General features: G+C 51.6%; 7 protein-coding genes. All 7 read right to left on the bottom strand.

Going from position 1 to position 12,959, the window contains the following annotated elements; translation table 11 throughout:
• Positions 1 to 267: 267 nt before the first annotated feature.
• Positions 268 to 1,653: an ADP-ribosylglycohydrolase family protein gene (locus LKX83_RS04875; protein WP_370639027.1), complete on the bottom strand. Its 1,386-nt coding sequence runs from the start codon at positions 1,651 to 1,653 to the stop codon at positions 268 to 270.
• Positions 1,654 to 1,946: 293 nt separating this feature from the next.
• Positions 1,947 to 3,626: a hypothetical protein gene (locus LKX83_RS04870; RefSeq protein ID WP_227881030.1), complete on the bottom strand. Its 1,680-nt coding sequence runs from the start codon at positions 3,624 to 3,626 to the stop codon at positions 1,947 to 1,949.
• A gap of 373 nt (positions 3,627 to 3,999) precedes the next feature.
• Positions 4,000 to 6,408, bottom strand: a complete 2,409-nt coding sequence (locus LKX83_RS04865) for a glycoside hydrolase family 2 protein (protein ID WP_227881029.1) — start codon at positions 6,406 to 6,408, stop codon at positions 4,000 to 4,002.
• A 13-nt stretch (positions 6,409 to 6,421) separates the two neighbouring features.
• Positions 6,422 to 9,181, bottom strand: coding sequence for an alpha-mannosidase (locus tag LKX83_RS04860; RefSeq protein ID WP_227881028.1), 2,760 nt, complete (start codon positions 9,179 to 9,181; stop codon positions 6,422 to 6,424).
• Between the two features lie 79 nt (positions 9,182 to 9,260).
• Positions 9,261 to 10,880, bottom strand: a complete 1,620-nt coding sequence (locus tag LKX83_RS04855; RefSeq protein ID WP_227881027.1) for a type 2 periplasmic-binding domain-containing protein — start codon at positions 10,878 to 10,880, stop codon at positions 9,261 to 9,263.
• A gap of 63 nt (positions 10,881 to 10,943) precedes the next feature.
• The gene (locus tag LKX83_RS04850; RefSeq protein ID WP_227881026.1) at positions 10,944 to 11,888 is read right to left on the bottom strand and encodes a carbohydrate ABC transporter permease; all 945 of its coding nucleotides are present in this window, start codon (positions 11,886 to 11,888) and stop codon (positions 10,944 to 10,946) included.
• Positions 11,882 to 12,772, bottom strand: coding sequence for an ABC transporter permease (locus LKX83_RS04845; RefSeq protein WP_227881025.1), 891 nt, complete (start codon positions 12,770 to 12,772; stop codon positions 11,882 to 11,884). The genes LKX83_RS04850 and LKX83_RS04845 overlap by 7 nt, the downstream gene beginning before the upstream one ends.
• Positions 12,773 to 12,959: the final 187 nt, after the last annotated feature.

Genomic DNA, 12,959 nt, shown 5'->3' with positions numbered 1-12,959 from the left:
GAGAGGAGGCGGCGAGCATACACGCAAAGAAAGGAGGTACTCCCTTAACCCAGGGGAGTGCCGCGTTTCTTGCTGCATACGTATAAAAAAGCCCACGCCAAATCCTATCCAGAAAAAAACCGTTTACTCAGTTTTTCGCGTTTGGATAGAATTATCGGCGCATCGGCTTTAAGGTCACCCTTTTCAATGAATTGGCTTTAATGTAGCACACGCTTCCGGCAAAAGCAACGATCAGTTCGTTTGAATATCCAACCGGTGTGCCGTCGCCTAAAAGTTCTGGCCCCGAAGCTTCCTAAAGACCTTATAGCTTCTCTCTGCACATTCCGATATGGCTATGGGGTGAAATCCTTTCACTTCAGCATATAACGTATCGTTCAATGGAGCAATCCAATGTGATGGTATCCGATCCGCACCCAGTTTGGCGCCCATAATGGAACCAACCGTTGCCCCATTGCAATCCGTATCCCAACCGCCAAGTACCGCAGTGGAGATCGCAAGCGAAAAATCGTCGCCGGCAAAAATAATCGAGGCTGCGACAAGTGCGGCATTATTAATGGTATGGACCCATGAATAATGTTTGAAAGCGTCCCAAATACGCTCCACCAATTCCTCTTGGGTCGATGATGTGCGAGCAATGCGAACCGCTTCTTTAACTGCTTGAGCTAACCTGCTATTTTGCGGAATTTCGCTCAGTCCGATTTCTACGATTCGGTTTGCATCCTGTTCCGCAAATGCGGCAGCAATCATCGCGGAGATGAACATTTCGCCGTATATTCCGTTTTTAACGTGGGAGAAAGATGCGTCACGCCAACCAAGCTCGGCTGCCAATTCAGGATTGCCCGCGGCCGCGTATGCCCATCCGTCGGCTCGGATTTGTGCGCCAATCCACTCCCGATAAGGATTCAAGTGCGTACGTACCCATTGCTTTTTTTGCTGCCAATCGTTCGGACGGTCTCCTGTCATGTGGGATGTGACGTGAGCGAAGTTAAGATAAGCTTGTGTCTCAGCTGTGGCTACCTGCCCATAGGTCAGATGTCCGTGCCACATCTTCCCGATATCCCAACTATCCCATTCCAGCCCTTTCTCCTCCATCATGATCAAGCCTAGAACAGTATAACGAATATCGTCATCCGACTCCATGAACCGGATTTGTTCCTTCTCGCTTTTTTTACAGAATGGCGATAGGGACAGGCCGTATTGTTCAGCAGCGGTGGAGAACCCCGGCGTATAGTCGTTGATCGGCCATGCGTCCGCTCCTTCAAACCAGAGCTTCACATTTTTCCAACCGGGATTACCGTGCCCGCCATTTACAAATCCTCCGCTCTCCAACGGTTTTCCCAATGCACAGCCAATACACCTACCAAGCCACGCGCCGTAAAACTTATCCTTCCATTGATCCGAAGTTAAGCTGTCCTGTAAGCGTCGCGGGCCTTCCGGCCGTTCTCGGCGAATTTCCTCCAATTCCGACGGCTCTATATAGAAGAAATCATCTCGCATGGGGAGTTCAGCCAACTGCTCATAGAGGACTTGCAGCTCCGATTCTTTCTCCATCTGTTCCGCCTTCTCCTTAAAGCCATGAACATGGAAGCCTTCCTCGTGCTTTTGCTGAATCTCCTCGATCACAATACCCTTCAGTGTGCTCCAACCTGCCACTATGATTTCCTCCATTTCGAATAGTTCCACGCTAAATGAGGTGTTTTCTTAAGATAGAGATTAGTTCAGCTTGAACGTCACGATTTTCTTCGCAGCGAGCTGCGTCGTGAACGCGTTGCCATCCGCGGCTACTGGCTGCTTCGGTTCCTCCAGCAGGTTCGTCTGCAGCACCGAACCGCGGCCGTACCTGCACCGCCGTCATTCCCGGGCGCCGTCCAGGACAAGACCGCGGAACTCGAAGTGACCGAAGATACTTTCAAATCCGTTACCGCGCTCGGCGCAATCGTATCCGTCTATGTCTGCAAATAGGTATCATCGGCACGGTACGTCAGATTGTTGGTCCACATGTAATACTCGTATCGAATCGTTCGCGTCGCCGCTTGCAGTGCAACGGTTTGCTCGAAAGACGCCCAACTGGTCGTCGTGCTGATCGGGAGATGATCCGTTTGGATGATCGTTCCGGTGCTGTCAAATTGGCGAATGACCAAAGACAACGAACCGTTGGCGCCTTCGGACATAAACTTCCCGCCGAAGCGCAAAATGCCGCTCGTACCGCCAGCAATGGACACATCTTGATAGATGCTGTTCGTTCCAACGCACGTTCCGCCGCAGTTGCTGGCCAGATACGGCGTGCCATCCGGCGAGTTGTTCGGCAAGCGGTAGGCTGACCAATTCGTGCCCGGCCCCAAGCGGTACCAGTAATCCGTGGTCGACATCCCAAAATCGCTGTTTTTCAGCAAATTGGCGGACTTCTCCAGACGATACCAATAAAGCCCGTCATAGTTCGCATCGTTCGAACGGCGGCCATAAGCCAGATAGATAGAGCCGTCGGTCGGATCCTTATACATCCCCGCATACTGCACATTGCATAGAAGTGCACCGTTCGCGTCTTCCGCAGCCCGACTGGAGTAGATGACCGGATTGCCGCGCGGAAACTGATCCCAGGTCGTGTTCGTAAGCGAACTGCTGCGAAACAGCCCGTAATCCCAGTTTTGATTGGACGTGCAGCCCAGATTGATATCGGCCGCTTCCACCAGGTGGTAATAGTAGCTTCCCTCCTGAATCATGCTTCCGGCTCCGCCGCCGACAGAGCCGCCGGCCGCCCAGCTCTCGCGCCACGTTGCCGAATCGTTGAGCGTCATCACCGCGTCCGCCGGAACGCCTTGGGCCGAATTCCCGGCGATCCAGTTCTGGAAATCGGCCGTCTTGGCGATGCCTCGATAGCCGTGGTGACCGTCGTAGCCATGGAAACCGACCCAGTAGTACGTGCCGTCATACTTGAAAATATTAAATGTACCTTCGTCGAGCACTTTGCCAGGTCCGCCGGCAATCACGGAACATTTTTTCGTCGGCGTATTGCAAATCTGATTCCACAACTGCCCCCCGGTAAGAACAGGATTGCCTTTGGCCGGCGCTATGGTGAAAAGGCCCATCGGATCAGCGCCGGAACGGGAAAGCATACAGCCTTTCCAACTCGTAGCGTCGAGACACTGAAACAGGAAGTGCCACTGATTCTCGGCTGCATTGTAAATCACGTCGCCATCGGTAGCGGCGCAAGCGTACGGAGTACCAGCAACGTGAGGAAGGACAAGGACAGGTGCAGACCAGGTAACGCCTTTATTGGTCGACTTGCGCACCTGCATTTCCAATGCCCATCCTCCCGAACAGGCTGTCTCAGGCGTATATTTGCGATTGAATAAGTACCAGGTGCCGTCACTCATCATCTTGACCTGAGCCCCGTCGAAATAGCTTTTGAATCCGGTGCTTGCCTGCGTATCCTTGCGTAGGAACACCCAATCGGCGTCGCCGTTCCAATAATCGGCCATCGTGCCGGGCGTGCCGGTGCCATTGGCCGCATGCGCCGTTGACGACAATGGCGAGATGCGAGGTGCGAAAGCGATAAAGGACTGCAGGAGGAAAGCGAATCCAATCGCAATAAGCCAAACGTTCTTCAGTTTGATCTTGGCAAGCATACAATCATCTCCCTGATCAAGAGTGAACTACGTTCAGGATTTTCTTCCTTGACGCTGTGGTATGTTCGATCCAACACGCCTGCGTCCGGTCCTCGATCACAATACCCTACAGCGTGCTCCAACCTGCCACTATGATTTTCCTCCATTTCGAATAGGTTCCGTTGGCACGGAAGGACTGGGTTTCCTATATCCTTTCCGGATCAGCATCATACGCAAGATGTGTTCATGGCTTTAACGAGCCAGAGCCGGTCCTGAGGCAAAATGTCCTCGAAGTGCCGCTCAACGGTCTCGCCGGGAAAAATCAGAAATCCGTCTTCCAGCGGCCGGACAACCGGGCGACTACCGCTGTCTTCAGGCGCTGTGCCGCTTATCCTTACCCATAACGCACTCCTGTATTTCTAACCGAGACATTTGTTCCGCCGGCTTCTTCCTTCGTCTCCCATTCAATCGAAGTCATGGGCAGAGAAAGAAAGGCTTGCAGCGGCGGTTCCTCGTCCCGTTCCTTGACGGCGAATGCGTATTCGTTGTCCGCTAACACTTGCCGCTCCACAGAATCGACTACTTTGAGCGTGACGAATAAAGTCGTAAGTTGCGGAACCTGAAATTCAACTGTACCGGCAAAAATGGTTGAATTCCTTGTATCGCGCAGCGTATGCAAGCCTTCCGAAATTTTGCAACCCGTTTCACTCCTTGCCACCCATTCCACTGTCAGATCGTTCGCTTGAATGCCATCATTCGTGAGATAAATCGTTGCCCGAAAAGCATCGCCAGGCCGATAGGAAATTCCGTCATACTGCAACGAGACGTGCAAATTGCGATTCGCTTTCGCCACCCAGCTATAGGCCAGCTTCGGGTTGCCGAAATAATCGATAGCGCTCGTACAGGATACGTTCGGATACGGTTCGTTGAGCTGCCATAGCAGACTTCCGCTGCAGCGAGGCGCCCTCCTGCGGTTCGCTTCGACGGCGTAGCGGATGCCTTCCGCTTGCAGCCACTGCGACGCCATAACCATCCGTTCGAACGTGCCGAAAGAAGAGCCGAACAAGCTTTGCAACTGGTCGTCCATATTCCAATATTCATAGCCATGCAAGAGCCATTCAACCGATTCGGAATGCCCGGCTTCCATTCTATGCGCCGGAAGGAACCGTTCTATACTTTCTATAGAAGCAAAGCCGTCTCCGCCATATTCGCTGTGCAGCAACGCATCGCTATCGTTATACAGCCGGTAATGCTCGGTCGCTCCCGCATATTTCCAAGGTCCGTGGACATCGTACATCATTCCTTTGCCGGCGTTCTCCCCTTCGAGGAAAAAAGACGGGCCTGAAGGCGAAGTGGGCAGGAACAGCCTCGAATCGTCGAGATCGGATACCAGATCCCGAAGCAGGCGCAGGTTCGTCTGTCTGTCGGTAAGCGGCACCATTTGGCTATCCAGATGTCCTCCCTCGGTCAACTCGTTGCCGCCGCACCATATGGCCAAAGACGGGTGATTGCGTTTCTCCCGGATCGCCTGCCGCATCGTATGCGAGACGGTGTGGAGAAAGGCAGGTCTTACGGACGGTTCGTTATTGAAGCCGGAGCTGGATTGCATCATCTCTTGCCAGACGAGAATGCCCGCTTCGTCGCATTGCCTATAAAACAAAGCCTTCTCGATCAGTCCGCCTCCCCACACGCGAAGCATGTTGACATTGGCCCGTTTGGAAAGCGCGATCAGATATTTAAGCTGGTCCTCGCGGTGCCTGCCGTACAGTTGATCGGCTGGCACCCAGTTCCATCCCTTGATATAAATCGGTTCTCCGTTCACTTCCACCGTGAAGGCCAGCGCATCGGAGGGGGCGCCGGGATTAGCGCGGAACGACAGCGTACGGAAGCCAATACAAGCTTCATGGTCGTCGGAGCGGCAATAACCACCCTCCGAATCGGCCACCTCAAGCCGCAGCTTTAATCGATACAGCGGCTGCTCTCCGTAACCGTTAGGCCACCACAGCCGCACGTTCGGAACGGAAATCCGCTGCCTGATCGTTTGCAATCCGGGAACCGCATCGCCTTCCTCGCTTGCCTCTCCGGCGAGCCGACCGCCTGGTTCGTACAGTTCGGCCGTTAGTCGGAATCGCCCCGACTGTCCGCTCTCGACCGTGGCGCTCACCACCGCGTCTCCGCTCCCGTCCGCCCCGGGAACCGCTTCGATCCTGACGTTGTCGAACCGGCTCCATTCCGATATTTTCAGGCTTACTCCCTTCCATAATCCGATATGCACAAGCTTCGGGCAGAAATCCCATTTATAGCCGAACCTGCTTTTGAGATGATTCACCTGGTCGGTGTAACCAAGCTGCGCCACCCCGTCCGGCGATCGTTCCAGCACCACGAGAAGCGCATTATTCTTGCCATATCGCAGCGATTCCGAAAGATCGAATTCACCCGGAATAAACATCCCCGTGTGGCGCCCGATCTCCTTGCCGTTCAGCAGCACTTTCGCCGAATCATCTACGCCCTCAAGCAGTAGCGTAATTTTCTTGCCTCTCCACGACTCTTCGGCGGCAAAGAAGGTTCTATAAAGCCAGTCTCGTTGGTTCACCCATTCGCAAGCTAGCGCGTTCGCCCCATAGTAGGGGTCGGGCAAATAACCCGAACGGTACAGATCCCAATGTACGCTTCCAGGTACTTCAGCCGGAATCCATGGGACGATCCCCTTTAGTTGCACGCCCACTTCCATGCTTCGTCCGAATGCCCAGAAGCCGGGGTACGATCCCGTCAACTCCCAATTTTCCGTCAAATCGATGCGCATCGGTTAACTCTCCTTATGAAAACCATAGCTTCAAGGTGACGATTTCTTTGGGCTTCGCCGTAACGTTCAAGATGTTCCCTTGCTCTACTTGAACCGTACCGATGGTCTGCTCATCCAAATTCGTCCGCTCCGCCTTGATTACCGGATCAGCAGGTTGAATGCTCCCCCTCGTCTCGACATTCGAGCTGTTCCACAATCGGATGATCCAAGCGTTGGCATCGTCTTCGGCCTGTTTGCAGGCGCTGACAATCAGATCGGAACCCGTTAGGTTCAGATAAGAGTGCCGGGAGGGTAAATTGCTTTCTCGCCTGTGCAGCGTCTCGAAGGCTACCGGTCCCGGTTTCCGATTCACGGTCCGAATGCCAAGCGCGAATTGTTGCTGATCTGTAAGCAAGTCGCCCCATGATGTGCCGGCGGGATCGAAAGGCCGGAACGCATACTCGAATTCCAGTCGTCCCAGTAATTGCCCGCCGTCGCCTCCGTCGCTTAGCACCTCATCCCTTGTGCTCCGGTATAACGTAAGCGCTGCCGTCCGCGTCCGGTCATCGCGCATTTGCGCTTCATAAAGCCCCTTGCTGTATATGGCGAATCCATGCCGTTCGCTCCGGATGGCCAGCAACCCATTCGAAGGTACGATGCCGCTGTCTTTCTCCATGTGACGGCTATAATCCGGCTGCTCAACGCTTCGCTCCACGACATCGAACGGGGTTCCCGTATAATAACGATTGCTGGCGACCCGCGTCGGGAACAGCAGCTTCAAACGGTGGTCGCGTACGCCGTTATCCACAATCGTGCGGCAGCGGATGATCGGGTCATCCTTGCGAAGCGTGATAAAGGTCGTGACCGGCAGACTTATCCGCTTGTCCGAGCGATTCGTTCTCTCCGGGGCAATCTCTTCCGGCACTTCCATCTGCAACGCAATGCGCAAACAGGTTTCCAAAGGCCCGTCATGCACGACGGACACAGACGCGCGGCCGGCCGCAGAGCTTACCGTTTCGTTCCCAACCGGAGCAATATACTGCCAGCCGTCTCCAATATCGGCCTGATCCTCGAATGTCAACATGCCTTCCGTTTCATAGCCGGTCTCCAAATCGCGAAGCACAAGCGTACCGTTCGCCGCAACCTCCAAGCGGATCTTGCCATTTTCCCACACATTCGGAGATACCTGCTGACTGCCGATATAACGTACGGGCTCCGCATTCCGGCGAAATCCATATTCTCCGTTGCCCGGCGGCTCGGATGCATCCATATCGACTGTATACGTCGTATAACCGAAAGCGGGAATGTCGCATTTAAGCGCGACAGTGAACCTGTCAACCTGCTCTCCATGAGGAATATCGCGGTAGGGACGCCATCTTCTTACGCTCTTTTTCTTCACGCTTATGACCTGAAAAGGCACCTCGCGGCCTTCCGAATCCAGCAATCTGAAGTTCGTGCCGCCGATCTGCGGAGATACGGCCGGCACGGCCGAATTCGGCGGCAGCTCCAATTCAACTTGAACCACTCCATGAACAGGACGCTGAGACGAATTGAACAACACAACGGCATGACGCCCTTCCAATGCCTTATCCGCGATATGCCCCGACACATAAGCGAACGCTTCGGTCAGCATTCCTTCCCCGATGGAACGGCTCTGGGCAAAGCGATACAGCATATCTTCGTGAACCGGAGTGATCGAGCATCCGCATATCGAGTCGTGCGGATGATTCTCAAGCAAATGCTTCCAGGCTTGATCGAGAAATGCTTTCGGATAGGGTCGGCCTTCTCGTGACGCAAACGAGTTCCACGGCTCCGCCCATCCGGTCAGCAAGTTCTCGCAGTTTTGGTTCTGCTGCTTGAGATGAACGCGAGACGAAAGAACGTTAGCCAGTACCATGTTATTGACGCCGTTATAGCCAGGTACGCGCTGTTCGCCTTTGAACACTTCAAGCTCGCCGATACGGGATCGGAGCGCCGAAAGATAAGCTTCCATTGTACTATGCTCCCACTCCACACCCGAGGTCCTATCGTTTAACCGCCCAAGCATCCAGCCCAGATTCGGTTCGATCTCGATATGGTCGCATCCGTCGAGGCTAAGCGCGATATTTGTTGTAGCGCGTTTATTTTTGTAGTCGAGCATAGCATCGGCGCGTCGGATCAACTCTTCCTCCTCGTAGTGAAACTCCCGATCCGCAAACGGCCAACGCAAGAAGAAGTAAAAGTCGCTGTACGATCTGTCTTCGTCCAGCTTCAGGCCAAGCACTCTGCTTCCGTCGGCTCCTTCCCACCATAATTCCGCAAGATCCCCGTTGCCGTAAAAGCCGCGGAACAATACCGCATTATCGATCCCGAACCCTTGAAAAATTTGCGGCATCTGACTGTTGTGTCCGAAAATATCGGTCACATATCCCGATTTCATCGGTTCGAATCCCATCTTTCTCGATTGCCGGAAGCCGGTCAGCAAATTACGGACAAGCGACTCTCCGCTCACGAGAAATTCGTCAGGCATCACATACCATGGGCCCGCAGCCAATCTGCCTTCCTGCAAATACTTCAACAGCTCCTCTTCCCGTTCCGGGCGTATTTTCAGGTAATCCTCGATCACGATCGTCTGACCGTCCAGCATGAAATGACGGTAAGAAGCATCCTCGCCCAGACGATCCAGCAATTCGTCCATCATATAGACGAGCCGCGTCCGAAAACCCTGAAAGTCCTGATACCATTCCCTGTCCCAGTGCGTATGAGAGACTACGAATATTTTGTTTAGTTGTTTGTTCTGTTGCTGAAGGGTCATTTCTCCGGATTCTCCTATCCTCTGTCGAAATAAGGGGCAGAAGCGGCTCTTCAGTTCCTCTTCTGCCCGATCGGGTTCATTAATACTTTGGTTTTGATTTATTTTTTTGAAGCTCGTTCACTTCATCTACGATTTTCTGTCCGCCAGCTTTCAGATACTTATCGATGGCGGAATCCCAGTCCTGCTCCGTTAGCTTGTCGTTGATAATCGCGCCGTCGATCACCGATTGCAGGTAATCGGTGTACAGTTGCGCCCCTTTCTCCACATCGAGTGGGGAAAAGATGGTGTAATTGCGGTATTCCGGATATTGAACGGCATTGTACTCCTCGAATTTGGCTTTTGCAGCCGCGAAAGCTTCGCCAACCCCGGAACCTTCATAGGTCGCTTTGATCGAGTCCCAATCAAGAGTTTCGGACATTGGCTGCAAGAATTTCAGCGGTTCGACTTGACCGATTTTATAATCCGCTTCCGTTCGATCATCTGCCAGAGGCATCTTCTTTCCGTCTATCACCTCGTAGGTCTTTCCTTCAATACCATATCTCCTAAAATCGCTACCTTCCGTAAGCGTCCAGTTGAGAAAACGGAAGAAGCCATCTGGATCCTTCATTTTAGCGTTAATATACATCCCTCTATCATAAGCGCCGAACGGGCGTATGCCGCCCATCGCACCGTCGGGACCTTTCAGAGGAGGAAGAATGCCGATTTTGGCTTCCGGATGCGTTTTCTTCAGCGTCGAGTAAATTTCCGGACCGTAGCCCCAGTTGATGCCCAATACGGCCGCTTGACCGGAAGTAAACTTTTGCTTGGCATGATCCCAGTTTTTAGCCACTAGAAATTCCTTGTCCAATAAGCCATCTGATCTTAGCTTTTTCAGATAAAAATAGAATTCCTTCATCCCTTTCGTTAAATAAAAAGGAACGATTGTGTTCGGATTCTCTTTGTCCTCTCCAGCCGCCGGTCCCCAGCCGTATTGCGTGAATCCAAATGAGGTCGAAAGCGCGCCAAATCCCCACAGCGTATCCTGGCCGGTCAACGGAATCATCTTGGCATCGCTTTGCTTGATTTTGACCAAAGCATCCTCTAGTTCTTTAACGGTCTTCGGTTCGGGAATCCCGAGTTTTTCGAAGATGTCCTGACGATAATACATGAATAAAGGAATGAGAGGATTTTGTACATTGGGAATAAAATAAATATTGCCCTTGTCGTCCGTAAGCATATCCCAGACCGATTGAGGTACGGCTTCTTTGATTGCCGGGTATTTATCCAGGTATTCATTAATTTTCAAAAAAGCGCCTTGGTCTTGCATATCTTTGAACTTCTTGATCGTCGGTCCGGCCGCCCAGAACACATCGGGAATATCGCCGGATGCGATGACGGTCATAATTTTCTGGTCATATTCTCCTATAGGTATGATCTGTACGTCGATTTCCGCATTGGCTCGCTTGAACATCTCTTTCTCGTAAGCTCCCCCTTTCGTATAGGTAGCAGGCCCCCACACTGGGCGAACATAACTGAACTTGACCGTCTTCCCTTTACTATCCGTCTGCTGTTTGGCCGTCGCGGTCTCTCCCCCTTGAACCGCGCTTGATTCGCTTGCTTTCCCGTTTTCTTTGTTACTGGAGCAAGCCGCTAGCATTGTCGCAATTATCGCCAAGACAAGCAGAATAACCCCGCTCTTTTTACCCCTTCTCTTACGCATGTTGCACGACATCCCTTCGCTTTTTGTTTTATATGAAAAATCCTATCGGATCTCTCACCACGCTCAACCTTTCACAGATCCTAACATGATGCCTTTAACAAAGTATTTTTGGAGAAACGGATAGACAAGCAAAATAGGTACGATCGAAAAAATGATTGTCGCCGCTTTGATATTTTCCGGCGTTAACATGATCTTGGTCGCATCTTGACCGATCACGGCCGTTACACCCCGATTATTGAGGGCATTCATATCGATGACGATGGAACGAAGCAGCACCTGAAGCGGCCATTTCGTATTATCGTTCAGAAAAAATAAGCCGGTAAAAAAATCGTTCCAGTGACCCACCGCGTAGAAAAGACCAATCGTCGCGATTGCCGGCTTCGAGAGAGGGATGATCATCCGCCACAAAATTCCCATATCGGACGCCCCGTCAATCCGCATTGCTTCCTCCAGCTCCTCCGGAATGCTCCAGAAGAAATTGCGCATCAGAATCAAGTTAAAAGGAACGACCATGCCCGAGACAACCAGGACCCAAATGTTGTTGAGCAGATGCAGTTCTTTCAGCAACATATAGGTCGGGATCAATCCAGCCCCAAACAGCATGGGGAATATGCAAACCCATAGCAGCGTTTTGTTTCCCGGCAGTGCGGTTTTTGAAAGCGAGTAAGCGCCGGTTATCGTTAAGGCTAAATTGAAAAGCGTTCCTACGACCGTGGCAAAGACGGTTACGAAAAACGACTTCAGCAAGATAGAGGTTGAAAAAATATACTCGTAGGCCGCCATTGTAAAGTTGTAAGGAACGATCATCAGCGGATGCTTGAAAATGGCGTCCGCCTCGCTAAGCGACATGGCAAACACATTCAGGATCGGCAGCAAGGTTACAAGTGCCATCGCAATCAATACTAGATAGATCAAGGTCTGCACCCACGCCGGATTGCGGTCCAAATTCTTGGGGCGGTTGATTAGCGCTAATTCATTCGTTTCGGCTCGAACCGGTGGATTTACCAAAGCGATTTCTCTCCTGTCCGTCGAATGATATGATTGGCCGACACAATTAATATCGCAGCAATAACCCCTTTAAAGAGACCTACCGCTGTGGCTAATCCATAATCGGCTTCAAGCAGTCCGACACGGTACACGTAGGTATCGATAATATCCCCAACACTATAGACAACCGGGTTGGAGAGGATCAGAATTTGCTCGAATCCGGCATCCAAAACGCTTCCCAGTTGCAGGATCAGAAGCATTGCGATCATCGGCCTAATCCCCGTCAGAGTAATATGCCAAATCTGCCTAAGCTTGCTCGCTCCATCCATCTTCGCCGCTTCATACAGATGAGGGTCGATGCCGGTAAGCGAAGCCAAGTAAATGATCGCCGCCCAACCGAATTCCTTCAAGATTCCGGTTACGACGACTAGCGGGCGAAAGAGATCCGGATTGGCCGACAGATTGATCGCATCTATTCCGAGTTTTTCCAACACCAGATTAATAATGCCGGACGGGCCTACGACATTGTAGATAATGCCTCCAAAGATGACCCATGACAGAAAGTGCGGAAAATAGGCGATCGTTTGAATGCTTCGTTTGAACCACATGACCCGCACTTCATTCAACAAAAGCGCGAAGAGGATCGGAACGGGAAAACCGAATAGGATCCGGTAAATACTGATCAATACCGTATTGCGGATCAATTCGGGGAATTTGACGGATGAAAACATCGTCTCGAAATTTTTCCAACCCACCCAAGGGCTATCCCAAATACCCAAAAACGGTTGAAAGTTCTTGAAGGCTATGACAACACCGTAAAAGGGAATATAGCTGAACACGATAAAATACAGCAAAGTCGGTGTTAGCAGCAAATAAAAGTATCGCCATCTCCAAATATTCCGCAATTTTTTTCCCCCAAACTGTAATTATGTATCCGCTTTCTTTCAGTAACATCATAGTGCATGAATTGTCTTATGTCAATATTTTATTTGGTATATTTATCTTATGACTTTATTTCCAAACTGTTAGATAGGGGAAATTAAGCGAACCTCGTTGCGTCGCTAATATTATAATGTTATAATACTTTATAAT

The organism is Cohnella baijiui (assembly GCF_020731285.1).
Classification (GTDB): Bacteria; Bacillota; Bacilli; order Paenibacillales; family Paenibacillaceae; genus Cohnella.
Note: the sequence above shows the minus strand (reverse complement) of the source record. Positions and strands in the feature narration are given on the sequence as shown.